Genomic DNA, 24,139 nt, shown 5'->3' on the forward strand with positions numbered 1-24,139 from the left:
TACAGCAGTCTGGAGTGTCTGGAATGAAAGTGACTCTGCCCGCATTCGGTCAAGCCTCGGTGCTGGTCGTTGGCGATGTGATGTTAGACCGTTACTGGTATGGCCCAACCAGCCGTATTTCGCCTGAAGCACCGGTCCCGGTGGTCAAAGTGGATACGGTTGAAGAGCGCCCTGGCGGTGCGGCGAACGTGGCGATGAATATCGCTGCTCTCGGCGCGACATCACGCTTGATCGGCCTGACGGGTGAGGACGATGCGGCACGCGTATTAAGTAATACGCTTAAAGACGTCAACGTTAACTGTGACTTCGTGGCAGTTAAAAGCCATCCTACCATTACTAAACTGCGGGTACTTTCCCGTAATCAACAACTTATCCGTCTGGATTTTGAAGAGGGATTTGAGCAGGCCGATCCTGAGCCCATTCATCAACGTATGCGTCAGTCCTTAGCGGCTGCGGGGGCGCTGGTACTGTCTGATTACGCGAAAGGCGTGTTAAGCAGCGTGCAGACCATGATTACTCTTGCACGTGAAGCGAAAGTGCCGGTATTAATCGATCCGAAAGGCACTGATTTTTCACGCTATCGTGGCGCGACATTACTGACGCCAAATTTTTCAGAATTTGAAGCGGTAGTGGGGAAGTGTAAAAGCGAAGATGAAATTGTCACGCGCGGCATGCAGTTGATTGCAGATTATGACTTGTCGGCGCTACTGATAACGCGTTCTGAAAATGGCATGACGTTGCTGCAGCCAGGCAAAACACCGCTGCACTTACCCACCCAGGCGCAAGAAGTGTATGACGTAACTGGCGCGGGTGACACGGTTATTGGTGTGCTGGCGGCAGCCTTAGCCGCAGGTGATTCGCTGGAAGAGGCCTGTTTTCTTGCCAACGCCGCCGCAGGCGTGGTGGTAGGCAAACTGGGCACCTCAACGGTAAGCACGGTCGAGCTTGAGAATGCTATTCATGCGCGTCCGGAGCAAGGTTTCGGCATCATGAGCGAAGCGGAGCTCAAAGTCGCTATCGAAATGGCACGCCAGCGCGGTGAAAAAGTGGTAATGACCAATGGCGTGTTCGACATTCTTCATGCTGGCCACGTTTCCTACCTTGCCAATGCACGTAAACTGGGCGACCGCCTGATTGTTGCGGTAAACAGCGACGCGTCAACCCGGCGTTTGAAAGGCGATAGTCGTCCGGTCAATCCACTGGAAAATCGCATGATTGTGTTAGGTGCGTTGGAAGCGGTGGATTGGGTTGTGGCATTCGAAGAAGATACGCCGCAGCGTTTAATTGCCGGTGTGCTGCCCGATCTACTGGTAAAAGGTGGCGATTACAAACCTGAAGATATTGCAGGAAGCAAAGAAGTCTGGGCTAATGGCGGTGACGTGCAGGTGCTGAATTTTGAAGATGGCATCTCTACGACCAACATCATTAAGACCATTCGCGGCAACTAAGTGTTGTAACAAGCGGGAGCAGTCCCCTCCCGCTTTCTATTTACTCTGACGTATTTTCTGTTTTCGTAACGGTTGAGTCTGGTGTCGTCGTAACCGCTGGAACCGGGGCGTTTTGACTTTCCAGTTGCGCCAGACGTTGCTCCAGCGCGGCCAGTTTTTCTCGCGTGCGTAGCAGTACCTGCGTTTGCACATCAAACTCTTCACGGTTGACCAAATCCATACGCGTCAATTGTGCCGTCAGTGCCTGACGAATTTTCTTTTCGACATCGTCACCAAACTCACGAATTCCTTTTGGCATCGATTCATGGACCTGGCGTGCAATTTGTTCAATTTTTTTCGTGTCGATCATGATTATTTCCTGGTTACGGGTTGCTGAGGACAGCAGTTGTGCGCACTTAATATCTGCTCAATATCTGCTAAGTGTAATGCCAGAAATGAAAAGGTTAAACCTGAAATCGGTAACGCAGGAAATGCCAAAGCATTTGCAGTTTTGTTGATTGCCGCTCCAGATGATCGGCGCTATAGTAAATTCGCTTATTCTCAGGGCGGGGCGAAATTCCCCACCGGCGGTAAATCAGCGTAAGCTGAAAGCCCGCGAGCGCTTCATAATCCATTATGAAGGTCAGCAGATCCGGTGTAATTCCGGGGCCGACGGTTAAAGTCCGGATGGGAGAGGGTAACGATATTTGCAGGGCTTTTGCCCACGCCACGTTATTGCTACGTCTGTTGACGTCACTCCTAAGCACGCCCTGATTCTGGTAACCCAATACATTTAAAAGGTTTTATTACCATGAATCAGACGCTACTTTCTGAATTTGGCACGCCGGAACAGCGTGTAGAACGAGCCATTGCAGCACTGCGTGACAGACGCGGGGTGATGGTACTGGACGATGAAAATCGTGAAAACGAAGGCGATATGATCTTCGCCGCCGAAACCATGACAGTTGAACAAATGGCGCTGACTATTCGTCATGGAAGCGGGATTGTTTGCCTGTGCCTGACGGAAGAACGCCGTCGGCAGCTTGATTTGCCCATGATGGTGGAGAACAACACCAGCGCTTACGGCACCGGTTTTACCGTCACTATTGAAGCAGCGGAAGGCGTTACAACCGGTGTTTCAGCTAAAGATCGCATCACGACTATTCGCGCGGCTGTTGCTGATCATGCGAAGCCCAGCGATTTGAATCGCCCCGGCCATGTATTCCCGTTGCGTGCGCGTGACGGTGGCGTATTAACGCGTGGTGGACACACCGAGGCGACTATTGATTTGGTGACGCTGGCAGGTTTTAAACCCGCAGGCGTATTGTGCGAGCTGACGAATGATGATGGCTCTATGGCACATGCGCCGGAAGCCATCCTGTTTGCGAAACAGCATGATATGCCAGTGGTAACTATTGAAGGTTTAGTGGCTTACCGCCGCGATCAAGAGGCCCGTCAGGCCAGCTAAGCAGCATTTTCCATCCATAAAACAGGCCGGTTTTCCGGCCTGTTTTTTTACCGACTAGCGAAAAAATATAGTTATCAAAAAATTTACCTATGACAGGTGAGGAGTAGCGCATTATGCATAAATGTGTGGCAGTAAGCCGCTGATCCCTTCCATCCTTCGCAGTAGGGCGCGACAGCCTGGCATGAAAAAATAACAGCGCCTTGCTGAACAAACGTTGCTTTGTTCAGCCGATGCCAGCGGTTTGCAACAACGTCAGGCTTAAACCCATCACCGACATACCGCAGAGTACACCGTAGCCTGGATTGTTATGTGGATCGATTTCACGTGCCAGCGGCATCAACTCATCTATTGATAAGGCAACCATAATGCCAGCAACGGCTGCCATGACGGCGGCAATCATCACTGGCGAGACTAATGGCCCCAGCAACATAAAGGCGATCACCCCACCTAAAATTTCCGCCATACCCGATACGCAGGCCCAGAAGATCGCTTTCATTTTTGAGCCTGTGGCCGCATACATTGGACCCGCCACTGCCAGCCCTTCAGGAATGTTGTGAATGGCTACCGCCAGCGCAATGCCCATGCCGAGCTCCCTGTCGCTGCTGGCTGTGACATAGGTTGCAATACCTTCAGGGAAGTTATGCAGGCTAATGCCTAACGTAAGTAAAATCGCGGAACGACGCAGGTTTTTCGGGTGGTGGCGACCTGTTGTTAAATCTTGCGGGTGCTGGTGCGGTAACAGGCGATCCAAAGCAAAATAGCCCAGCAAGCCCAGCATAAACATGCCATAACCCAGTAATGGCGACATGCCCTGCGCATGAAGTGCGGCTGGCAGCATTTCCATTAAAGCGATCAAAAGCATGATGCCAGCAGCAAACCCAAGGGAAAATGCCAATACGCGGTTGGAAGGTTTTTGTCCCATCATACCCAATAAAGCACCGATAAAGGTGGCGCCGCCTGCCAGTATGGTAAGCAGTAAAGGTAATGGCATTGTGCTCTTCTTAATGATAATTATTCCCAATAAACTACTGTTAAACTTACTCAATATCGAGTTTTGTCAGGTAAAGAATTGTCGGGCTCGCTTATTCAAATTCTCTGATGATCATCATCATGCTTATCCGCGTGATTAGCCGCTTAAACGGCGTATCGTATCCACCATGAAAGCGGCTTTGGTGGAGAAAATTTATGAGTCCGTTACGTATGCCCGCCCTGTTTTTGGGTCATGGCAGCCCGATGAACGTGCTGGAAGAAAATCGTTATACCGCGTTCTGGCGCAAGGCAGGAAAAACGTTGCCGCGCCCGCGTGCCATTCTTACTATTTCTGCACACTGGTACACGCGCGGAACCCTGGTTACAGCAATGGCATCTCCGCGCACTATTCACGATTTTGGCGGCTTTCCGCAGGCCCTGTTTGATACCCGCTATCCAGCCCCAGGCTCGCCGAAGCTGGCAGAAGAAATCGCCGAATTGCTGGCTCCCATGCCGGTGCAACTTGACCAGGAGTGGGGACTGGATCATGGCGCCTGGAGCGTATTGATCAAAATGTATCCCGAAGCGGATATACCGGTGGTTCAGCTGAGCGTGGACAAGACGAAACCCACAGCCTGGCATTTTGAGCTGGGACGTAAGCTGGCGATATTGCGCGATCAAGGAGTAATGATCGTGGCGAGCGGCAATGTGGTCCATAATCTGCGAATGGTGCGCTGGGGCGGGGGCGACGATGTTTATCCCTGGGCAAACAGCTTTAACCAGTTTGTGCGGGATAATATTGATGTACAAAGCCATGCTGAAACGCATCCACTGGTGAATTTTATGCAGCATGAAGGGGCAACATTGTCGAACCCGACACCAGAACACTATCTACCGCTGCTGTATGTTTTAGGTGCGCGGCAACCTGATGAGCCGATCACCATCCCAATTGATGGTATGGAATTAGGCGCTATCAGCATGCTGTCTGTTCAGGTTGGTTAAAAATATGGCCAGCGAGCTGGCCTGTTAAAAGCTACTCAATAAATGCGTGCGGATAGAAGCGGGAAAGATCCTGAGTGATCAAATCGCGATCTTCACGTAAGCCAATCCCGGCAGGTTGATCGTCAATTAACCAGCTACCAATCAGCGTGTAGCTGTCACCAAATTTCGGCAGCGGATGAAACGCCTGCACGATCATGCCTTCTTCGCCGTACGGGCCGTCAACGCGCGCGATTTCCGTTCCGTTTTCCACAATACGGATATTGGCTCCTTCGCGTGAGAAAAGGGGCTTAACCACGTATTTCGCCATTGGCGGCACTTCATCCTCAGCAAAGTAGGCGGGCAACAGATTCGGATGGTTCGGGAACATCTGCCATAGCATAGGTAGCAACGCTTTGTTCGACAGAATACTTTTCCAGGCGGGTTCTAACCAGCGCACGCCCGCGTCCGCCAGCTTGGTAGAAAACATCTCACGCAGCATAAATTCCCAGGGGTAGAGCTTAAACAGATTACTGATAACCTGATCGTGGGCATCCGTAAATTCGCCTTTCTCACCCAGGCCAATCTCATCAATAAAGAGGAATTCGCTCGGTAAACCAGCTTCTGTGGCGCAATCCTGTAAGTATTGCACAGTGCCGCGATCTTCGTCAGTGTCGCGACAGCAGGCGAAATGTAGCCAGTTAAATCCGTGCTGCTGATGAAGACTGGCGAAGCGCTCAATCAGCTTCTCCTGCAAGCTATTAAACTGATCGCTGCCTGGTGGTAACTGGCCGGCGTTTAGCTGATCTTCCAGCCAAAGCCACTGAAAAAATGCCGCTTCATATAGCGAAGTGGGCGTATCGGCATTGTTTTCCAGCAGCATGGCATCGCCTTTACCATCCCAGGCCAGATCGAGACGTGAATAAAGCGAGGGCTGGCGCTGTTGCCATGAATCGCGAACAAAATCCCAGGTATGTTTAGGAATGCGAAACTTAGTGAGCAACGCCTCGCTGTTCACCACTTTCTCTACCACCTGCAAACACATTTGATGCAGTTCTGCCGTGGTCTCTTCGAGCTGTTCGATTTGCGCCAGCGTGAATTGATAATAAGCATCTTCACACCAGTAAGGCTCGCCATGCATAGTATGAAAGCGGAAACCAAATTCGGTGGCTTTTTCTCGCCAGCCTGGGCGTTCGGAAATAGCAATGCGTTGCATATGACTGCGTTAACCTCCCAGCGAGCGGCTTGATGTACCGGTAGCGCTGCTGCGCTGCATTGAACTTTGTTTAGCGACGGTTTCGCCGAAGCCACCACGCGTAATGGTCGAGGTTGTTGCAGGTTTTGGTGCTAACGCTGTTTTTGGCACGTTCATGGTACGGCCGGAGGTAGCAGAACCATAATTGCGGCCAGAAGCATCAACAAACTGGCCTCTCGCCGGACTGTTAGCTGATTTTGGCGAGAAAAGGGGTTGCTGCGCAAAGCCTGCGCCGCCGCCCATCATGCGGCCCATCATGTAGCCCGCCATCAGTGGCATCCAGAAGCTGCCGCCCTGGTGTGATTCTGCGTTACTGGTGCCAGCGCCCGCCTGAGCCGGCGTTTGCTGGCACTGGTTTTCACCAAATTCCGCTACGCAATCTTCACGGGTTGCATATTTCGGTGCTGTGCGTTCAGCTTCTTTTCGGGCATTGTTGTAAGCCGTGGTGCATTGCGCGCTCTGGCCTGGATTGGCTTTCGCACAATCATCGGCATTTTGGTAGAGCGACACGGTTTCGTCATTCTGTTCGCAGCCAGCCAGCATAAATACTGCCGTAACGGCAATAGCTACCGGCGTTAAATGTCTTGCTTGCCAGCTCTTACGAAAGGCGGCATAGCGAATGGATTTAGTCCGTTTCATTATTGTGATCCTGTACCCAAAGTTAGCGCTTAGGATAGGGGATGAGTGGTGAAAATTGAAGCGGAGGGCCTGATGCTAAAGGGATATTTACGTAGCTATACGTTTAATAGAGAAGCGGGCCGCAAAGCGACCCGAATCAAGGTTAATTACTGAATGGATTTCTGGTATTTCTGGCGCCAGCAGAGCGCGCTGTCGCTGGCGATGCGTTGGTTGACGGACCATTATCCACGCGTGCCGTTTGCTGCGAATTTTCAGGGGCAACGGTTTCAGGCGAGGTCGAAATCTCTTTGCCCAGCTGGCTGTTCAGCATTTGCAGGTTTTGCTCATTAAGCGTACCCAGCGCATAGCTGATATTCAGTTGGTTGATGAGATAACTGTAACGCGCATCCGAAAGCTGCTGCTTGGCGTTATACAAGGTGGTGGTCGCATCTAACACGTCAACGATAGTACGTGTTCCTACCTGGTAACCGGCTTCCGACGCATCCAGTGAGCTTTGCGCAGAAACAACCGCTTGTTGATAAGCGGCGATACTACTGACCGAGGCATTCACATTATTATAAGAAGAACGCACGGTTTGCACAGCAGAACGGTGAGCGCTTTCTAACTGCTCACTGGCGCTAACAAAGTTGTATTGCGCCTGCTTAACCTGTGAAGTGACCGAACCACCGCTATACAACGGCAAAGAGAAACTTAAACCAACCTGATTCGAACCGGTGATGGAGTCGGTTGAAGAGGTAGACTGGTTCGCGCGGCTGCCGCCGTATTTGCTGTTAGACATGCCGGTTGACGCCGTTAAATCCAGCGTTGGCATGTGGCCGGTTTCAGCATAACGGATCTGTTCACGCGCTAAATCCTGATTCAGGCGCGCAGACAGTAAGGTCAGGTTACGGCTTTCCGCTTGTTTTAACAGCGTACTAACGGCTTCGGTTTTGCTGGTTTTAAAGCGATCAATATTCAGTGACGCCAGAGACAGGTAATCCATGCCGGTGATTTGACGCAGCGCTTCAACCATATTGTCGAGGTTGTTACGCGCGGTAACTTCGCTTGCTAACACGCTGTCATATTGCGCGCGGGCGTTTTGCACGTCAGTAATCGCAACCAGGCCAACATTAAAACGTTGCGTAGTTTGATCTAATTCACGATAAATCGACTGTTTCTGCGCTTCGGTGTAAGAAAGGGTATCAATCGCTTTCAATACATTGAAGTAGGCGGTAGCGGTGTTCAGAATCAGATCCTGCTGGGCAACCTGATAAGTGACGTCCTGAATGCCAGCGGTTTTTTCCTGTAACGTCAGGGCGCGCCATTTTGACATGTCAAAGATGGTCTGCGTTAATTGCAGTGATCCGCTGGTGGTGTTGGAGTGAACGCCGCTGCTGTCACGGTAGCCGTTAGTGTAGGTGTAATCTGCACCCAAACCGAGTTGTGGTAATAATGGGCTACGTGCTTCGTTGATTTTCTCGAAAGCTGAATCACGATCCGCCGCAGCGCTGCGTAGGTCCGGGTTGCTCAGTCGCGCTTGTTGATAAACCTGAAGCAGATCTTCTGCCTGGCTGGCGAAGCTGAAACCGCCCAGGCTCAGCCCAATAAAAAATGGGAGCAGTTTTTTCATTTGCATTCCTTTTGTTGCAGCAAATTACAGTGGTCGCGCTGCCGGGTAAGCCAAAAAATTATCGCCGATTCTAGCAGAGTGCAACTGTATGATAAGTTGGCTGAACGTGCCTTCTGCCCCTAATTTACTTAAATAATTCAGAAACAACCACTCGTATGGAGCACAAGGGTTGGCTTTTATTGGCTCCATCCCAATCTGCATAAGGAACCAGACGATGACGGAAGAAAAAAAATCCCCTGTGACTTTCACAAAAAACGATGTAGAAATTATTGCACGCGAAATAGCCTACGATGGTTTTTTTTCGGTTGTACGCTATCGCTTTCGCCATCGTCGTTTTAATGGCGAGATGAGTGCGGAAGTGCAGCGCGAAGTTTTTGAGCGCGGACATGCCGCCGTCCTGCTACCTTATGATCCCTTACGTGATGAAGTGGTGCTGATCGAACAGATCCGCATCCCTGCTTATGATGTCGGTTCTACGCCATGGTTGCTGGAAATGGTGGCCGGGATTATCGAGCCAGGGGAAAGCGTAGAGCAGGTGGTGCGTCGTGAAGCGGTCGAAGAGGCTGGTTTACAGGTTGGGCGGGTAAAGCCCATGCTCAATTATTTTTCCAGCCCCGGCGGCACCAGCGAAAGGTTGTCGATTTTGGTCGGCGAAGTGGATGCCAGCCAGGCACAAGGATGCCATGGTCTGGAGGAAGAGAATGAGGATATTCTCGTCCATGTGGTAAGCCGCGAACAGGCTTATCGCTGGGTGGAACAGGGGATTATTGATAACGCCGCGTCTGTCATCGCGCTGCAATGGCTGGCGTTGCACCATGAGAAATTAAGAGAAGAATGGGCACAAAAATGAGACAGCGTTATACCCCTGATTTCCCAGAAATGATGCGGCTGTGCGAAACCAATTTCGCTCAGTTGCGTCGCCTGCTGCCGCGTAGTGACGAGGCGGGTGCATCGGTGGTTTATCAGGTGAGTGACGCCCGTTACCAGCTGACCATTGAAGAGTCGACGCGCTACACCACGCTGGTGGAAATACGGCAGATCGCGCCGTCAGTCAGCTACTGGAGCCTGCCTTCTATGTCGGTAAGGTTGTACCATGACGCGATGGTCGCTGAAGTGTGTTCTACTCAGCAGATCTATCGTTTTAAAGCGCGCTATGATTATCCTAATAAAAAACTGCATCAGCGCGACGAGAAACACCAAATAAATCAGTTCCTCGCGGACTGGTTGCGCTACTGTCTGGCACGTGGCGCAATGGCAGTACCGGTTTGCTGAATGCATATAATGCGTTAAATAGCGTGGAGACGAAGGAAACGCTTTGGATAGCCTGCTAACAATTCCGGCGGCAAAAGGGTCCGAAATCAGGATATTACAAATTACGGATACCCATCTTTTCGCAGGAAAACACGAATCGCTACTGGGCGTGAATACCTGGGCAAGCTTTGATGCCGTTTTAGCGGCGATCACCGAACAGCAACGCGACTATGACCTTGTTATTGCGACCGGCGATCTCGCTCAGGATCACTCCGTTGAAGCCTATCAGCACTTTGCTGAGGGTATTGCACGTTTGCCAGGCCCTTGCGTCTGGCTGCCTGGAAATCATGACTTTCAGCCAGCGATGGTCAACACTCTGGCAGAAACGAAAATTAATCCTGCTAAGCACGTGTTGTTGGGTGAAAACTGGCAACTCGTGCTGCTGGATAGTCAGGTGTTTGGCGTCCCGCACGGTATGCTGAGCGACTATCAGCTGGAATGGCTAGAGAAAACGCTGGCACGCTACCCTGAACGTCACACGTTAATATTGCTTCATCATCATCCGCTGGCGTCTGGCTGTACCTGGCTTGATCAGCACAGCTTGCGTAACCCACACCAACTGGATGCCATACTGCAAAACTATCCGCTGGCGCAGACATTAGTGTGTGGTCATATTCATCAGGAGATGGATGTTGACTGGCACGGGCGTCGGGTATTAGCCACCCCTTCCACCTGCGTGCAGTTCAAACCGCACTGTACTAATTTCACTATCGATACGGTCGCGCCCGGCTGGCGCTGGTTTACGCTGCATCCAGAAGGCAAAGCGGAAACTGAAGTTGAGCGGCTGCAAACTGACGCGTTTCGCCCCGATTTAGATTCAGAAGGATATTGATGAATGGCGGCGCTGCTTTATCTACACGGTTTTAACAGCTCGCCGCGATCGGCAAAAGCGACCCAGTTTCACCACTGGCTGGCGAAGCATCATCCTGATATTGAAATGATTGTTCCGCAGCTTCCCACCTTTCCTGCTGAAGCGGCCGTCATGCTGGAAGAGATTGTGATGAGTCGTAGCGGAGAGATGCTCGGCCTGGTTGGCTCCTCGTTAGGCGGCTATTACGCAACCTGGCTATCGCAATGTTTTATGCTGCCAGCGGTGGTGGTAAACCCTGCCGTGCGGCCTTTTGAGTTGCTGGTGGATTTTCTGGGCGACAATCAGAATCCCTACACCGGTCAGCAATATGTGTTAGAGTCTCGGCACATTTACGATCTGAAAGTTATGCAGATTGACCCGCTGGAAGCACCGGATCTACTGTGGCTGCTGCAACAAACCGGCGATGAAGTGCTCGATTACCGTCAGGCGCTCGACTATTACAGCGCATGTCGTCACACGGTAGAAGAGGGCGGCAATCATGCTTTTATCGGATTCGAACGCCATTTCCCGCAAATTCTGGATTTTCTGGGCTTGAATCACCCTTGAGTGATGCGGAAATCGCAACTATTTCACCCTTCTAATCAGACATTTACCATGAGTCAATCAAACTATAACGCGGATGCCATTGAGGTCCTGACTGGCCTTGAGCCAGTTCGCCGTCGTCCGGGAATGTACACCGATACGACGCGACCAAACCATTTGGGTCAGGAAGTGATTGATAACAGCGTTGACGAAGCGCTGGCAGGTCACGCAAAGCGGGTTGAGGTGATTCTGCACGCCGATCAGTCACTGGAAGTGATTGATGACGGACGCGGCATGCCGGTGGATATACATCCCGAGGAAGGCGTGCCTGCGGTTGAACTGATCCTGTGTCGCCTACATGCGGGCGGTAAATTCTCCAACAAAAACTATCAGTTTTCCGGCGGCCTGCATGGCGTGGGGATTTCCGTGGTTAACGCCCTGTCTAAACGTGTAGAAGTTACTGTTCGTCGCAATGGCGAAATCTATGACATGGCGTTCGAAAACGGTGACAAGGTGCAGGACCTTACGGTGACCGGCACTGTAGGAAAGCGCAATACCGGCACGCGCGTGCATTTTTGGCCAGATGAAAGCTTCTTCGACAGCCCACGTTTTTCAGTTTCACGCTTAACGCATCTGCTGAAAGCTAAAGCCGTATTATGTCCCGGCGTCGAAATTGTCTTTAAAGACAAACTTAATAACACCGAACAACGCTGGTTTTACGAAGATGGTTTAACGGATTATCTCTGCGAAGCGGTAAACGGTTTACCGACACTGCCAGAGCATCCGTTTGTTGGCACCTTTTCCGGTGATGTCGAAGCCGTGGATTGGGCGCTGTTGTGGCTGCCAGAAGGCGGCGAGCTGCTGACAGAAAGCTACGTCAACCTAATCCCCACCATGCAGGGCGGCACCCATGTGAATGGCCTGCGCCAGGGATTACTGGATGCGATGCGCGAGTTTTGTGAATACCGCAATATTCTGCCACGCGGCGTAAAGCTTTCAGCTGAAGATATTTGGGATCGTTGCGCTTATGTGTTATCGGTCAAAATGCAGGATCCGCAGTTTGCCGGACAAACAAAAGAGCGCCTCTCTTCCCGCCAGTGTGCGGCCTTTGTCTCGGGTGTCGTAAAAGATGCATTTAGCCTGTGGCTGAACCAGAACGTGCAGGCAGCGGAACAGCTGGCGGAGTTGGCGATTTCCAGCGCTCAGCGTCGTATGCGCGCAGCCAAAAAAGTCGTGCGTAAAAAACTTACCAGCGGCCCGGCATTACCCGGTAAGCTGGCAGATTGCACCGCGCAGGATCTCAATAAAACCGAGCTTTTTTTGGTGGAAGGGGATTCAGCAGGTGGATCCGCTAAGCAGGCACGCGATCGTGAATATCAGGCAATCATGCCCCTGAAAGGTAAGATCCTGAACACCTGGGAGGTCTCTTCCGATGAGGTGCTGGCGTCGCAGGAAGTGCATGATATTTCGGTAGCGATCGGGATCGATCCAGACAGCGAAGATCTCAGCCAGCTGCGTTACGGAAAAATCTGCATTCTCGCTGATGCCGACTCCGATGGTTTGCATATTGCCACCCTGCTTTGCGCGCTGTTCGTCAAACATTTCCGTTCGCTGGTAAAAAACGGCCATGTTTATGTCGCCATGCCGCCGCTTTACCGTATCGATCTGGGCAAAGAAGTTTACTATGCGCTGGATGAAGATGAGAAAGAGGGCGTGCTGGATCAATTAAAGCGTAAGAAGGGCAAGCCTAACGTTCAGCGCTTTAAAGGCCTTGGTGAAATGAACCCGCTGCAGCTACGTGAAACCACGCTTGATCCCAATACACGACGGCTGGTGCAACTGACTATCAGCGAAGAAAACGTCGAACAGACGTTGCGGATGATGGATATGCTGCTGGCCAAAAAGCGTTCAGAAGATCGACGCAACTGGTTGCAGGAAAAAGGCGATATGGCCGACATCGAAGTGTAATTCACCGGGACGCTAAGGCGTCCCTGATTATTTCTGGCTTTAACCCATCGATGAAACTCTACCTGCGATAAACGCGGGAGCGGTGCTGACAGGCGGGGCCAGGGGCGAGAGGGCATCTGGGCGTATATGCTAAAACTGGCCGCGAACGGGTGACTGTTTAAGGAAAACGGAGAGTGAAAATAACGCTGGAGGAGCTGCGCGCCTGGGTTGCAGTCGTTGATACCGGCTCGATTACCGCAGCGGCGGAACAGCTAGAACAATCCAGTTCTGGTATTAGTCGCGCGTTGAGTCGTCTTGAAAGTAAGCTGCAAACCACCTTACTGCTCCGCACAACGCGCCGGCTGGCGTTGACTGAAGAGGGACAGGTTTTCCTCGAACATGCCCGCCAGATTCTTGCTTCGGTAGAGCAAGCGGAAGAGCATATCGCCCATCGGCGAGAAATACCCTCGGGGCGATTACGCATCAACGCAGCGGCTCCCTTTATGCTGCACGTCATCGTGCCGCTGGTGGGCGAGTTTCGAAAACGATACCCGCTGATTCAGCTGGAACTCAATACCGACGATATGCTGATCGATCTGTTAGAACAGCAAACCGATATAGCCATTCGCATTGGCGATCTGCGCGACTCGACCATGCGTGCGCGCGTGTTAGGCAGCAGCCTGATACGTTTAGTTGCCAGCCCTGAATATTTGTCGAGACACGGCACGCCAGACAGCGTTGCCTCGCTGGAGGCACATCAGTTAATTGGCTTTAGCCAACTGGATGCGCATAACGTCTGGCCTGTCTGGCAGCAAAAAGATGAATTCTTACGGATTAAACCCACACTTGCTGCGTCTAGCGGCGAAACTATTCGTCAGCTAGCGCTGGCGGGGCAAGGTATTGCTCGTTTGTCTGACTTTGTCAGCCGGGCGGATCGCGCTGCTGGTCGGTTAGTGCAAATATTGCCAGATGAAACGCGCGAATTACGTCTACCGGTTCACGCCGTGTATTATCGCAACGCCACGCTTTCCTCTCGTATTACCTGTTTTTTAGACTTTTTGCGCGAACAAATACAGGAGCAGCAGCTTTTTTGACAGGCCTGGCGCATGAACGGCGGAACCATATCAGTTTGATGTAAAAAACCTTGCCAGTTGGCAAGGTTTTGTCGCTCTCGTTCCCAGCAAAAGGGAATTACGCGGTGGGTTCCAGCACTAAAATTTTCACATCCACCACATCGTCTTTAATCCGTCCCCGATGCTCTTCCATATGCAGCATTTGCTGATGCTGCTCCAGATGGCGCAGCGACTCCCACTTCTCCAGCATGAAGATTGAATCCGGCAAATTGTGTTTCCATGGCACCTGTGCCTGATGATCAACCAGCGCATCATATTGGTGACAGCCTTCTTCATCTAGCACGGTGGGAATCAATTGCTGGATAGCATCCAGCACCACCTGGCGGCGGCCTGGTTTCACACAAATTTCAGCAACAACAGTTAACATGCGCGTTTCCTCTTTCGCAGCGAACGTTTATTTAAGCAAAGATCTGGCTGAGATGAGTCCGATAACGCGCAATATCGCGTGGAATATCGGGCTGTTTAATTACGTCATTGCAAATAAAGGTCGGCAACGCTTCCATACCGAGGAACTGATTGGCTTTATGGAAATGCAGATACAGGCCGTCAACGCCAACGCCTTCAAAGAATTGCTCAGGCTCGACAAAGGCTTCCAGCGGCGCGTTCCAGGTCAGGGACAACATATATTTTTTCCCCTGGATCAGTCCACCGGAACCGTATTTTTTTGTGCTATCGGAGCGAGTACGGCCATCGCTGGCATACAAAGAACCGTGGCCTTCGGTAAAAACCTCATCGATATAACGCTTAACCGTCCAGGGTTCGCCCATCCACCAGCCCGGCATTTGATAAATCACTACATCACTGTCGAGGTATTTCTGTACTTCTTCAGCGACCACATAATCGCTGTCAGCAACAGTCACGGTAACGTCGTGTCCCAGGTCACGCAGCTGGCTGGCGGCGGCATCGGTTAAGGTATGATTGAGCTCGCCTTTGGAGTGGGCAAACGTTTTTCCGCCGTCGATGATAAGAATCTTGCTCATTATTTTTTGCTCCGTTTCTCGAATATGGAGCACAGCTTACGCGCGAAGCGGTAAGTTAAAAATGGGTAATTGATCACAATACTTTTGCGCATTAAGCAATAATCAAAGCAGTCATGGCATTATTAACCGCCAAATTAAACGCAAAAAAAGCCGGAACAATCCGGCTTTCTCATTCAGTATAAATTCGCTTTTCCTAAGCCGCCGAACAGGTTCATCTTGTAACGAATCACCGCTTTGGCAGCATCAATTGCTTCAGGGTAAATGACGTTTGGATCCCACCAGGTTTCACGCGTCAGAACGTCGCGCACTTTTTGGAAGTAAGCAAATTTCATATCACTGGAAATATTGATTTTGCCCACGCCCAGCGTTACCGCTTCTGCAATTTCCGTATCGGGATTGGCCGAGCCGCCATGCAGCACCAGCGGGATAGTCAACCGCTGCGAGATCGCTTTAAGGATATGCATCTGTAATTCAGGCTTCATATCTTTGGGATAAATGCCATGGGCCGTACCAATTGCCACCGCCAGCGTATCCACGCCGGTGCGCTGTACGTAATCTTCGGCCTGGGCTGGATCGGTATAGATTACTTTGCTGACGCCGCCTTCTACCGTGGTGCCGGTGTCACCGATCGTACCAAGTTCACCTTCTACCGACACACCTACCGCATGCGCCAGTTTTACCACTTCTTTAGTTAGCGCCACGTTCTCTTCATATGGCAGTAACGAGCCGTCGATCATTACCGAGGTGAAACCGCATTGAATAGCCCGCAATACCTGCGCCACTGAAGCACCATGGTCGAGATGCAGCGTAAAGGGAATTTTGCTTTTTAGCGTGCGTTCACGCACGTAGCCAAAGAATTCATCGGTCACGAATGCCAGTTCACTGGGATGAATGGAGATAATCGCCGGTGTGTGAGTGGCTTCAGCTTCTTCTACTACGGCACGAATAAAACAGCTGTCAGCAACGTTAAATGCGCCAATAGCAAAGCGGTGTTTACGCGTAGGGTTTAACATCTTTTTCATTGAAATCAACATGTTAATGCTTCCTTAGCTAGGTTTTACGACAAAGGGATCTCGCGCCTGTGCAGACACAGGCTTTTTTAAGGTGTAATGAAGTTATGTCAGGCCTGATTAGCCGCGCCTGACCAGCTCAGATATTCGGTGATGACTTCCCGGCAGGCGGATTCCATGAACGCCTGTAGATCTGCCAGTTCGGCGCTGGGATGCTGTTTGAGTGCCTGCTGTAGCGCCAGCTTTCCGGCATCAAATACCGCCGCGCCAACATTCATCTTGGCAACACCATACTGACTCACGCGACGAATAGCATCGGCGGGTGTGCCGCTACCGCCGTGTAACGCCAGGGGAACCGGTGATATAGCATGCAGTTCAGCCAGGCGCTGAAAATCAATGTGTGGCTTAACGCCAGCGGGATAAAGCCCATGCGCGGTGCCAACCGACACCGCCAGCAAGTCAACCCCGGTCTGCGTTACAAAAGGTATGACGTCAGCAACCTGAGTCATTTTGACTGCCGCATCCGCCAGTTCGTAGGTAGGAGCATCGGCAATATGGCCGAGTTCGCCCTCAACGCAAACGCCTGCGGTATGCGCCATATTCACTACCTGTGTCGTCTGGCGAATATTTTCCGCCAGCGGTTCAGAGGAAGCGTCAATCATCAAGCCGGTAAAACCGGCACGAAATGCCTGGCCAATCAGCGGAAATGCCTTGCCATGGTCAAGCGCTAGCGCAATCGGGACGCTGGCCTCCGCTGCCAGCGCCTGAATCAGCGGGACTGCAACGGCTGGCGGAAAATGTGTGCTGTGGCCTTGATAAACATTGAGGATCAGCGGCGCATGCTGCTGCCCGGCAGCCTGGATGGCGGCACGGGCGGTTTCAAGATTGAAGCAGTTAATGGCCAGCACCGCGTATTTTTTGCGGGCTGCCTGAGTAATCAGTTCGTTCATTGCCGCGTACATAGTACCCCTTATTCCAGAGTAAATTTAATGTCGTCGTCACGGACGTTGTGATCTTCCACATCGTCAAACTCTTCATCTGCCTGAGTAACGGTTTTTTTCAGGACGGACAGCATTACGCCGCAGATCGCTGTGCCAATGCCAAGCGCGACACAGAACAGCCACGGCTTAGTGAATAGCGGCACTACAAACATACCGCCATGCGGCACCGGCGCTTCCACGCCCCATACCATGACCAAGCCTCCGGCAATTGACGATGCCACCACACAACTGCCCACCACACGGAACAGGTCGCGAGCAGCGATGGGGATTACGCCTTCAGTGATCATGCATATGCCCATGGGAAACGCCGCCTTCAGCGCCTCTTTTTCCGCCTGAGTGTATTTATGTCGCGTCAACAGACAGGAAAGGGTGATGCCAAACGGTGGAATTATCGAACCGATAAATTTCACCGCTTCCGGGCCATAAATGCCATCAACCAGCATGCCATCGGCAAAGAGCGACATGGTTTTGTTAATGGGCCCGCCAAAGTCAAACGTGGCCATCGCGCCAAGAATCGCGCCCATAACAAATTTTGAGCCTCCCTGCATGGATTCCAGCAGAGCAACCAGGGCTTTCTGCAACCAGACAATCGGTTGCCCGATAAACGTCATCATCAGCAGTCCGGCAATGATGGTGCTGAGCAATGGCAACACCATAATCGGCATTAATCCCTGCATTGATTGCGGCAGTTTGATGGTGCGGCGCAGCAACAAGACCGTGTAGCCCACCAGAAAACCGCCGAGGATACCGCCAATAAAGCCCGTACCGATCTGCCCGCAGATAAAGCCAACGATCAGACCGGGCGCAAAGCCGGGGCGATCGGCAATTGAGTAAGCGATCGCCGCGCTGATCAGCGGCACGATCAGGCCCATACCCCATCCGCCGATCTGATTCAGCATCCAGGCAATACTGCCGGTTTGCTTACCAACGTCAGGCCCACCGATCACCTGACCGAGCGCGATACAGATCCCGGCGGCAACAATCAGCGGGATCATCCATGAAATGCCGGTCAGTAGGTGTCCTTTGATCTCCTGGCCATATTGCCGTTTGATAGTCGTCATGCTGGTTCTCCTCACGCGCGCGCCAGTGAATCCGCCACTTTCTCAAGGAATTTCACCGGTGATTTGATCACCACTTCGGTTTTCACCCTGACAACAGGTTTGCCACGGAAGCGTTCTTCCCCCTTGATCTTCACGTCAACGGCGAGGATCACCGCGTCGGCTGCGGCAATGTCCTCGTGACTCAGGGCATTTTCGGTGCCGATGGTGCCTTGAGTTTCGACGTGAATGGTATGACCGAGCGCATGCGCACCTTTAATCAGTTTTTCGCGCGCAATATAGGTATGCGCGATGCCCGCCGTGCAGGCGGCAACACAGACGATATTCATGGTGTACCTCGATATTCAGGGTTAACAGAGGTCGGTTTCGGCGTACTGACTAAACAGCCGGATAATTTTGCTGGGGTCGCTTTCAGCCAGCAGCTGGGTTATCACCTCATCATCGGCCAGCGCGCTGGCCACCTGCGACAACAGGCGAATATGGGTGGTGTTCTGATCTTCGAGCCGCACTGCAAACAAAATAATGCAGCGCACTTCACTGTCATCCAGCGTTTCCCATGGAATGTCGTGCTGTGTGCGGCCAATCGCCAGTGTGGTTTGCAGTACGGCGGCTGACTTACCGTGTGGAATTGCAATATGATTTTCAAAACCGGTAGAACCTTCTGCCTCACGCAGCCAGACATCATCCATAAACGTCTGCTTGTCGCTGATGGCTCCGTCCTGATAAAGCAGCTCGGTTAATTCAGTAATGGCTTCTTCTTTGCTGGTGGCTTGCAGCGCAAGATTTACGCGACGCGGGTTGAGAATGCGGGAAATATCCATCAGTCAGACCTCATTCAATTAATGTTCTGCCATAGCGCAATGCGCAGAGTGCGGCAGCTGGCTGCCAATCATTGCTTCTGTCACCCGCCGAATATCGTCATCGTTGAAAAAGGCGGTAACGTAAACCATCGGTAAAGCGTTAGCTTCGAGATGAATAGTGGTAATGACTAAATCCACCGTTTCCTGTTGGCAAAAGCGGCTCATATTGCTGGCAGAAACCACACCGACGATAATCCAGTCCGGGAAGGCGCGCAGAATGCGGCTTTTGAGCAGGTGCGAGGTGCCGACTCCGCTGGAGCACACCACAAGGATGCGCTTGTGGGCAATTTGCCGCTCCAGTGCAGCCTGGAAATGAACGCAGAGATACCCCACTTCGTCGTCTGCGACCGGCGACAGCTGGAAGCGTTTAGCAGTCAGGCACATGGCGCGTTGTGTCAGCGAAAATATCTCGCTTAGTTCATTTTTAATATCATCAAGTAAAGGATTACGGATATGGATGTGGTATTTAAGGCGATTAATAAGCGGTTTAATATGAATCAGCAAGCCTTCAAATAATAACCGGTCCTGGGACAGGTCACGTTGAATTAATTCTGAAAAGCAGTGAATTAATTCGTTCGTTATTTTTAACGACTCTTTACTGGAAAATTGATATTGTGTTGGCGTTTCATTTCCGTGTTCTTCCATCACAATGCCAGAAGAAACGATATATTGATAAATAAAACCAACTTCATCTGCGGGCAAGGCGGCCTGAATACGCTGTTCAATGCGCGTCACCATTTGACGGGCAATCAGCAAAATACGGCTGTCCAGCTCCTGTGAACTCAGCGCCGCGGGCAGCGACAGGGCATTGCCCTGTGCCATGCGGTGCATCATGATCAGTATATGCATACAGAGATTGATGTAATACGCATCGCTCAGGGGATAACTTAGTTGCTGCTCCATCTGTTGCAGCAATGCCTGGACAAAAGCGACATCCTGCTCACCAAAGTAATGAATTAACGCCTGATAACTGCCGGGATCGAGGCGTGGCTCAAGCGTATTGCTGGCAACATGATGCTGCATCACATCATTAATTAGCGAAACCATTGCCTGACGAAGCGCCTGTTCGCTGCCCTCAACATGCGTGCCGCTCTGGCTGCGCACAAGCAGCAAATCCAGCGGTTGCAGCCACTCCTCAATCACTTTCAAATCATTCACGATTGAGGCATGGCTGATAAAATAGCGTTCAGAAAGCTTGCTGATGGAGGTTTCGCGCGGTGCTTCACTTAATAGCTGAGAGGCAATTTTCACCCGCCGGGCATTATTACTGAAACCTTCTGACCAGTTCTCTTCGCTGGTTAAACGCTGCTCCAGCTGCGTTCTTTGCTGCATGTCGCCGATGTGCAAACGCAGGCTTCGACCCGGTAATTTTTCCAGCACAATGTGCCAGTCCGTCAGCCAGGGCTCGATGTTTTGCAGATCGCGATAAATACTTTTCTCGGATACATCCAACTGGTGCGCCAGCTGAGGCAAGGCCAGTGGCGCACTGTGCTGTAGCAATAATTTCAGCAGGCGATATTGTCTTGACGTCAATTTTTGCATTGAATCACCTTATCTTTAAAACAGAGCGATTTATTCCTTTAACGCTGCTTTAGCGTGGGTAAAATAAATCTGAAGAAAAGCATGAAATAAAAATTTTTCGTCGTGGCTGGATTTAAACTTAGGCGGGGATGGGAATGACAACAATACTAAATGTTGTCCGGCTAATGGGACAGGTTTAATACGATGAACGCTTGTGGAGGTTTAATTGCGAACGCGATCACAATTAACAGCGGAAATTATTGTGTGAACGTTGTCTCATTCTGTTTTTTATTTTCGAAGTGTGTCACATAAAAGCAGATGTTAATTCTTAGCGTGCTGCATCATGCTTCCCCTGTGACTAAATCTGACGAATAAGGTACTATCCTCGCCAAACAACCGCTGGGTGTCTTGCCGTTGTAAGACACGATGTGAGGATGAGAGCTTAATGAGTGAATTGACGCAGGATGGTGCAGAGCGTCTTGCCTTGCACACGTTTACCGAGAATGCGTACTTAAACTATTCGATGTACGTCATTATGGACCGCGCCTTACCTTATATTGGTGACGGTTTAAAGCCGGTGCAGCGGCGCATTGTTTACGCCATGTCGGAACTGGGGCTGAACGCCAGCGCGAAGTTTAAAAAATCCGCGCGTACCGTGGGTGACGTGCTGGGTAAATACCATCCGCACGGCGACAGCGCCTGCTATGAAGCGATGGTATTAATGGCGCAGCCGTTCTCTTATCGCTATCCGCTGGTGGATGGGCAAGGTAACTGGGGCGCACCGGACGATCCTAAATCATTCGCCGCGATGCGTTATACCGAATCGCGCCTGTCGAAATATGCCGAAGTACTGCTAAGTGAGCTAGGTCAGGGCACGGTAGATTACACGCCTAACTTTGACGGCACGATGCAAGAGCCGAAAATGTTGCCGGCGCGTCTGCCAAATATCCTGTTAAACGGCACCACCGGCATTGCTGTCGGCATGGCGACCGACATCCCGCCACATAATTTACGAGAAGTCGCCCAGGCGGCCATCACCCTGATTGATAACCCCAAAACCACGCTTGACGAGCTGCTGGGTATTGTACAGGGGCCTGATTTTCCGACCGAAGCGGAGATCATCACCCCGCGCGACGAAATCCGTAAAATTTACCAGAACGGTCGTGGTTCCATTCGTCAGCGTGCCGTGTATAAGAAAGAAGAGGGCGAAGTTGTGATCAGCGCCCTGCCGCATCAGGTTTCAGGGGCGCGCGTGCTGGAACAGATTGCCAGTCAGATGCGCAACAAAAAGCTGCCGATGGTTGAGGATCTTCGTGACGAATCCGATCATGAGAACCCAACGCGTCTGGTGATCGTGCCGCGATCCAATCGTGTCGATCTTGATCAGGTAATGAACCATCTGTTCGCCACTACCGATCTGGAAAAAAGTTATCGCGTTAACCTAAACATGATCGGGCTGGATAACCGTCCGGCGGTGAAAAACCTGCTGGAAATCCTCTCCGAATGGCTGGTGTTCCGCCGCGATACCGTGCGCCGTCGTCTGAATCATCGTTTAGAGCGTGTGCTGCGTCGTTTGCATATCCTTGAAGGTTTGCTGGTCGCGTTCCTCAATATTGATGAAGTCATCCATATTATTCGTAGCGAGGATGAGCCGAAACCGGTATTGATGTCACGTTTTGATATTAGCGAAACGCAGGCCGAAGCGATCCTTGAGCTGAAACTGCGCCATTTGGCGAAGTTAGAAGAGACGAAGATTCGTGGCGAGCAGAGCGAGCTGGAAAAAGAGCGCGATCAGCTGCAGGCGATTCTGGCTTCCGAACGTAAGATGAATACGCTACTGAAGAAAGAGTTGCAGGCCGACAGCGCCCGTTACGGCGACGATCGCCGTTCACCGCTGCGTGAGCGTGCAGAAGCCAAAGCATTGAGCGAAACGGAGCTGGTGCCGTCTGAGCCTGTCACCATTGTGCTGTCGCAGATGGGCTGGGTACGCAGCGCCAAAGGTCATGACATCGATCCTAATGGTTTGAGTTACAAAGCGGGCGACAGTTATCTGGCAGCGGCGCGCGGCAAGAGCAATCAGCCCGTGGCGTTTATCGATTCAACTGGCCGCAGTTACACGCTGGATCCGACATCGTTGCCTTCCGCACGCGGTCAGGGCGAGCCGTTAACGGGCAAGCTGACGCCGCCGCCGGGCGCGGTGGTGGAGCAGGTGCTGATGGAGCCCGACGATCAAAAATTGTTAATGGCGTCAGATGCGGGCTACGGTTTCATCTGTACTTTCAGCGATCTGGTGTCGCGTAATCGTGCCGGTAAAGCGTTACTGACGCTGCCAGATAATGCGCGTGTGATGACGCCTATGGCGGTTCATCATGAAGATGACATGCTGCTGGCGATCACCCAGGCGGGACGGATGCTGATGTTCCCGGTCGGCGAGCTGCCGCAAATGTCGAAAGGCAAAGGCAACAAGATTATCTCAATTCCGTCAGCAGAAGCCGCAGCGGGTCAGGACAGGCTGGCGTGGCTAATGATTTTGCCGCCAGGCAGCAACGTCACGCTGTATGTTGGTAAGCGTAAATTGCCGTTGCGCAGTGCAGAACTGCAAAAATTCCGCGCCGATCGCGGTCGCCGGGGCACGCTGTTGCCACGCGGCCTGCAAAAAATTGATCGCGTGGAGCTGGATACCCCGGCGCGTCCGGGTAATACGGATAGCGAAGAATAAGCAACCGGACTGACACTGGCGTCAGTTACGGGACAATGAGGAAGCTATGTTACTAATACTGCGTACTATTTTCGTGGTTATTTACTCAATACTGGTGTGTGTTTTCGGTTGTATCTGGTGCCTGTTTTCGCCACGCAATCCGCGCCATGTCGCCACCTTTGGTCATCTGTTCGGCAAATTGTCGACAGTATTTGGTGTTAAAGTTGAATTAAGAAAGCCGCAGGGAGCGGAAAATTACGGTAACGCGATTTACATCGCCAACCATCAGAATAACTACGACATGATTACTGCCGCCAAAATTGTGCAGCCAACGACGGTAACGGTAGGCAAAAAAAGCCTGCTGTGGGTGCCGTTTTTTGGCCTGCTTTACTGGCTGGCCGGTAACCTGCTTATCGATCGTGACAACCGCGCCAAAGCGCACGGCACCATCGGAAAGCTGGTGGATCAGTTTAACAAAAAGCGTATTTCGTTCTGGATGTTCCCGGAAGGAACCCGTAGCCGGGGGCGCGGTCTGCTGCCGTTTAAAACGGGGGCGTTTCATGCAGCCGTTGCCGCAGGCGTGCCAGTCATTCCGATTGTGGTTTCCAACACGCATGGAAAGATTAACCTCAACCGTCTGAAAAACGGTCTGGTGATCGTTGAAATGCTGCCGCCGGTCGATGTGAAGCAATTTGAAGCCACGTCGGTGCGCAAGCTGGCAACGCATTGCCGTGAATTGATGGCGGCGAAGCTGGAAGAGCTTAACGCCGAAGTCGAAGAACGCGAAAAAAACGGTAAAATCTGACCGGCGCATCAATTGCCGACTATCCTGCAGGGATGCCAACGGCAGCGCGATTGTTCCCGCTGCCATGAATGCAGCAC

General features: G+C 51.7%; 24 protein-coding genes and 1 riboswitch. Of the genes, 11 read left to right on the forward strand and 13 right to left on the reverse strand.

Annotated elements, in window-relative coordinates; genetic code table 11:
* The first annotated feature begins 23 nt into the window (after window positions 1–23).
* Window positions 24–1,448 (forward strand): bifunctional D-glycero-beta-D-manno-heptose-7-phosphate kinase/D-glycero-beta-D-manno-heptose 1-phosphate adenylyltransferase HldE, encoded by a 1,425-nt coding sequence (gene hldE, locus QRY16_RS09295; RefSeq protein WP_289776374.1) that lies wholly within the window; start codon window positions 24–26, stop codon window positions 1,446–1,448.
* Window positions 1,449–1,488: 40 nt separating this feature from the next.
* Here hldE and ubiK read toward each other — a convergent pair whose 3' ends face one another.
* Entirely contained in the window at window positions 1,489–1,797 is a 309-nt protein-coding gene (gene ubiK, locus QRY16_RS09300) for a ubiquinone biosynthesis accessory factor UbiK (protein WP_289776375.1), read from the reverse strand.
* 183 nt (window positions 1,798–1,980) lie between these two features.
* Window positions 1,981–2,130: riboswitch (FMN riboswitch) on the forward strand.
* A gap of 108 nt (window positions 2,131–2,238) precedes the next feature.
* On the opposite strand from ubiK, the gene ribB reads away from it, so the two are divergent.
* Complete coding sequence (ribB, locus tag QRY16_RS09305) at window positions 2,239–2,895, forward strand: 3,4-dihydroxy-2-butanone-4-phosphate synthase (RefSeq protein WP_289776376.1); 657 nt, start codon at window positions 2,239–2,241, stop codon at window positions 2,893–2,895.
* Window positions 2,896–3,118: 223 nt separating this feature from the next.
* On the opposite strand, the gene zupT is transcribed toward ribB, so the two are convergent.
* Window positions 3,119–3,886, reverse strand: a complete 768-nt coding sequence (gene zupT / locus QRY16_RS09310; protein ID WP_289776377.1) for a zinc transporter ZupT — start codon at window positions 3,884–3,886, stop codon at window positions 3,119–3,121.
* Between the two features lie 194 nt (window positions 3,887–4,080).
* Here zupT and ygiD point away from each other — a divergent pair, with 194 nt between their 5' ends.
* Window positions 4,081–4,866, forward strand: a complete 786-nt coding sequence (gene ygiD / locus QRY16_RS09315; RefSeq protein WP_289776378.1) for a 4,5-DOPA-extradiol-dioxygenase — start codon at window positions 4,081–4,083, stop codon at window positions 4,864–4,866.
* A gap of 31 nt (window positions 4,867–4,897) precedes the next feature.
* Here the strand turns inward: ygiD and QRY16_RS09320 are convergent, their stop codons facing one another.
* The 3 genes from QRY16_RS09320 to tolC all read right to left on the reverse strand — a co-directional run bounded on the left by QRY16_RS09320 (window position 4,898) and on the right by tolC (window position 8,345).
* A complete protein-coding gene (locus QRY16_RS09320; RefSeq protein WP_289776379.1) occupies window positions 4,898–6,058 on the reverse strand; it encodes a glutathionylspermidine synthase family protein in 1,161 nt (386 codons plus the stop codon).
* Between the two features lie 9 nt (window positions 6,059–6,067).
* Window positions 6,068–6,736 carry a DUF1190 family protein gene (locus tag QRY16_RS09325; protein ID WP_289776380.1) on the reverse strand — a complete coding sequence of 223 codons (669 nt, stop codon included), beginning with the start codon at window positions 6,734–6,736 and terminating at the stop codon, window positions 6,068–6,070.
* Between the two features lie 142 nt (window positions 6,737–6,878).
* Window positions 6,879–8,345: an outer membrane channel protein TolC gene (tolC, locus tag QRY16_RS09330; RefSeq protein ID WP_289776381.1), complete on the reverse strand. Its 1,467-nt coding sequence runs from the start codon at window positions 8,343–8,345 to the stop codon at window positions 6,879–6,881.
* A gap of 214 nt (window positions 8,346–8,559) precedes the next feature.
* Between tolC and nudF the strand changes: the two genes are divergently transcribed.
* The 6 genes from nudF to QRY16_RS09360 all read left to right on the forward strand — a co-directional run bounded on the left by nudF (window position 8,560) and on the right by QRY16_RS09360 (window position 14,090).
* Window positions 8,560–9,195, forward strand: a complete 636-nt coding sequence (gene nudF, locus QRY16_RS09335; RefSeq protein WP_289776382.1) for an ADP-ribose diphosphatase — start codon at window positions 8,560–8,562, stop codon at window positions 9,193–9,195.
* Window positions 9,192–9,617 (forward strand): DUF1249 family protein, encoded by a 426-nt coding sequence (locus QRY16_RS09340; RefSeq protein WP_289776383.1) that lies wholly within the window; start codon window positions 9,192–9,194, stop codon window positions 9,615–9,617. Before nudF ends, QRY16_RS09340 begins: the two co-directional genes overlap by 4 nt.
* 43 nt (window positions 9,618–9,660) lie before the next feature.
* Entirely contained in the window at window positions 9,661–10,488 is an 828-nt protein-coding gene (gene cpdA, locus QRY16_RS09345; protein WP_289776384.1) for a 3',5'-cyclic-AMP phosphodiesterase, read from the forward strand.
* 3 nt (window positions 10,489–10,491) lie between these two features.
* The gene (gene yqiA / locus QRY16_RS09350; RefSeq protein ID WP_289776385.1) at window positions 10,492–11,073 is read left to right on the forward strand and encodes an esterase YqiA; all 582 of its coding nucleotides are present in this window, start codon (window positions 10,492–10,494) and stop codon (window positions 11,071–11,073) included.
* Between the two features lie 48 nt (window positions 11,074–11,121).
* Window positions 11,122–13,017 carry a DNA topoisomerase IV subunit B gene (parE, locus tag QRY16_RS09355; RefSeq protein ID WP_193406387.1) on the forward strand — a complete coding sequence of 632 codons (1,896 nt, stop codon included), beginning with the start codon at window positions 11,122–11,124 and terminating at the stop codon, window positions 13,015–13,017.
* Between the two features lie 173 nt (window positions 13,018–13,190).
* Entirely contained in the window at window positions 13,191–14,090 is a 900-nt protein-coding gene (locus QRY16_RS09360; RefSeq protein ID WP_289776386.1) for a LysR substrate-binding domain-containing protein, read from the forward strand.
* 97 nt (window positions 14,091–14,187) lie between these two features.
* On the opposite strand, the gene QRY16_RS09365 is transcribed toward QRY16_RS09360, so the two are convergent.
* From QRY16_RS09365 to QRY16_RS09400, 8 genes are all read right to left on the reverse strand, one after another.
* On the reverse strand, window positions 14,188–14,496 hold the full coding sequence (locus tag QRY16_RS09365) for a putative quinol monooxygenase (protein WP_193406389.1): 309 nt from the start codon (window positions 14,494–14,496) through the stop codon (window positions 14,188–14,190).
* 31 nt (window positions 14,497–14,527) lie between these two features.
* On the reverse strand, window positions 14,528–15,109 hold the full coding sequence (locus tag QRY16_RS09370) for an NAD(P)H-dependent oxidoreductase (protein ID WP_193406390.1): 582 nt from the start codon (window positions 15,107–15,109) through the stop codon (window positions 14,528–14,530).
* A 173-nt stretch (window positions 15,110–15,282) separates the two neighbouring features.
* Entirely contained in the window at window positions 15,283–16,143 is an 861-nt protein-coding gene (locus QRY16_RS09375; RefSeq protein ID WP_289776387.1) for a ketose-bisphosphate aldolase, read from the reverse strand.
* 86 nt (window positions 16,144–16,229) lie between these two features.
* Window positions 16,230–17,081: a class II fructose-bisphosphate aldolase gene (locus QRY16_RS09380; RefSeq protein WP_193406392.1), complete on the reverse strand. Its 852-nt coding sequence runs from the start codon at window positions 17,079–17,081 to the stop codon at window positions 16,230–16,232.
* Between the two features lie 8 nt (window positions 17,082–17,089).
* On the reverse strand, window positions 17,090–18,181 hold the full coding sequence (locus tag QRY16_RS09385; protein ID WP_289776388.1) for a PTS fructose transporter subunit IIC: 1,092 nt from the start codon (window positions 18,179–18,181) through the stop codon (window positions 17,090–17,092).
* Window positions 18,182–18,192: 11 nt separating this feature from the next.
* Window positions 18,193–18,507, reverse strand: a complete 315-nt coding sequence (locus tag QRY16_RS09390) for a PTS fructose transporter subunit IIB (RefSeq protein WP_289776389.1) — start codon at window positions 18,505–18,507, stop codon at window positions 18,193–18,195.
* Window positions 18,508–18,528: 21 nt separating this feature from the next.
* Window positions 18,529–18,999 (reverse strand): PTS sugar transporter subunit IIA, encoded by a 471-nt coding sequence (locus tag QRY16_RS09395; RefSeq protein ID WP_289776390.1) that lies wholly within the window; start codon window positions 18,997–18,999, stop codon window positions 18,529–18,531.
* A gap of 18 nt (window positions 19,000–19,017) precedes the next feature.
* Window positions 19,018–20,580: a BglG family transcription antiterminator gene (locus QRY16_RS09400; RefSeq protein WP_289776391.1), complete on the reverse strand. Its 1,563-nt coding sequence runs from the start codon at window positions 20,578–20,580 to the stop codon at window positions 19,018–19,020.
* Between the two features lie 424 nt (window positions 20,581–21,004).
* Between QRY16_RS09400 and parC the strand changes: the two genes are divergently transcribed.
* Complete coding sequence (gene parC / locus QRY16_RS09405; RefSeq protein ID WP_193406396.1) at window positions 21,005–23,278, forward strand: DNA topoisomerase IV subunit A; 2,274 nt, start codon at window positions 21,005–21,007, stop codon at window positions 23,276–23,278.
* Window positions 23,279–23,324: 46 nt separating this feature from the next.
* Window positions 23,325–24,062, forward strand: a complete 738-nt coding sequence (locus QRY16_RS09410) for a 1-acylglycerol-3-phosphate O-acyltransferase (RefSeq protein WP_289776392.1) — start codon at window positions 23,325–23,327, stop codon at window positions 24,060–24,062.
* Window positions 24,063–24,139 lie beyond the last annotated feature (77 nt).

Source organism: Mixta mediterraneensis (assembly GCF_030283135.1).
Classification (GTDB): domain Bacteria; phylum Pseudomonadota; class Gammaproteobacteria; order Enterobacterales; family Enterobacteriaceae; genus Pantoea; species Pantoea mediterraneensis.

Excerpts from the sequence above, each read along its gene's own strand:
- hldE (WP_289776374.1), top strand. The coding sequence starts at position 24 with ATGAAAGTGACTCTGCCCGCATTCGGTCAAGCCTCGGTGCTGGTCGTT.
- ubiK (WP_289776375.1), bottom strand. The coding sequence starts at position 1,797 with ATGATCGACACGAAAAAAATTGAACAAATTGCACGCCAGGTCCATGAA.
- ribB (WP_289776376.1), top strand. The coding sequence starts at position 2,239 with ATGAATCAGACGCTACTTTCTGAATTTGGCACGCCGGAACAGCGTGTA.
- zupT (WP_289776377.1), bottom strand. The coding sequence starts at position 3,886 with ATGCCATTACCTTTACTGCTTACCATACTGGCAGGCGGCGCCACCTTT.
- ygiD (WP_289776378.1), top strand. The coding sequence starts at position 4,081 with ATGAGTCCGTTACGTATGCCCGCCCTGTTTTTGGGTCATGGCAGCCCG.
- QRY16_RS09320 (WP_289776379.1), bottom strand. The coding sequence starts at position 6,058 with ATGCAACGCATTGCTATTTCCGAACGCCCAGGCTGGCGAGAAAAAGCC.
- QRY16_RS09325 (WP_289776380.1), bottom strand. The coding sequence starts at position 6,736 with ATGAAACGGACTAAATCCATTCGCTATGCCGCCTTTCGTAAGAGCTGG.
- tolC (WP_289776381.1), bottom strand. The coding sequence starts at position 8,345 with ATGAAAAAACTGCTCCCATTTTTTATTGGGCTGAGCCTGGGCGGTTTC.
- nudF (WP_289776382.1), top strand. The coding sequence starts at position 8,560 with ATGACGGAAGAAAAAAAATCCCCTGTGACTTTCACAAAAAACGATGTA.
- QRY16_RS09340 (WP_289776383.1), top strand. The coding sequence starts at position 9,192 with ATGAGACAGCGTTATACCCCTGATTTCCCAGAAATGATGCGGCTGTGC.
- yqiA (WP_289776385.1), top strand. The coding sequence starts at position 10,492 with ATGGCGGCGCTGCTTTATCTACACGGTTTTAACAGCTCGCCGCGATCG.
- parE (WP_193406387.1), top strand. The coding sequence starts at position 11,122 with ATGAGTCAATCAAACTATAACGCGGATGCCATTGAGGTCCTGACTGGC.
- QRY16_RS09365 (WP_193406389.1), bottom strand. The coding sequence starts at position 14,496 with ATGTTAACTGTTGTTGCTGAAATTTGTGTGAAACCAGGCCGCCGCCAG.
- QRY16_RS09370 (WP_193406390.1), bottom strand. The coding sequence starts at position 15,109 with ATGAGCAAGATTCTTATCATCGACGGCGGAAAAACGTTTGCCCACTCC.
- QRY16_RS09375 (WP_289776387.1), bottom strand. The coding sequence starts at position 16,143 with ATGTTGATTTCAATGAAAAAGATGTTAAACCCTACGCGTAAACACCGC.
- QRY16_RS09380 (WP_193406392.1), bottom strand. The coding sequence starts at position 17,081 with ATGTACGCGGCAATGAACGAACTGATTACTCAGGCAGCCCGCAAAAAA.
- QRY16_RS09385 (WP_289776388.1), bottom strand. The coding sequence starts at position 18,181 with ATGACGACTATCAAACGGCAATATGGCCAGGAGATCAAAGGACACCTA.
- QRY16_RS09390 (WP_289776389.1), bottom strand. The coding sequence starts at position 18,507 with ATGAATATCGTCTGTGTTGCCGCCTGCACGGCGGGCATCGCGCATACC.
- QRY16_RS09395 (WP_289776390.1), bottom strand. The coding sequence starts at position 18,999 with ATGGATATTTCCCGCATTCTCAACCCGCGTCGCGTAAATCTTGCGCTG.
- QRY16_RS09400 (WP_289776391.1), bottom strand. The coding sequence starts at position 20,580 with ATGCAAAAATTGACGTCAAGACAATATCGCCTGCTGAAATTATTGCTA.
- parC (WP_193406396.1), top strand. The coding sequence starts at position 21,005 with ATGAGTGAATTGACGCAGGATGGTGCAGAGCGTCTTGCCTTGCACACG.
- QRY16_RS09410 (WP_289776392.1), top strand. The coding sequence starts at position 23,325 with ATGTTACTAATACTGCGTACTATTTTCGTGGTTATTTACTCAATACTG.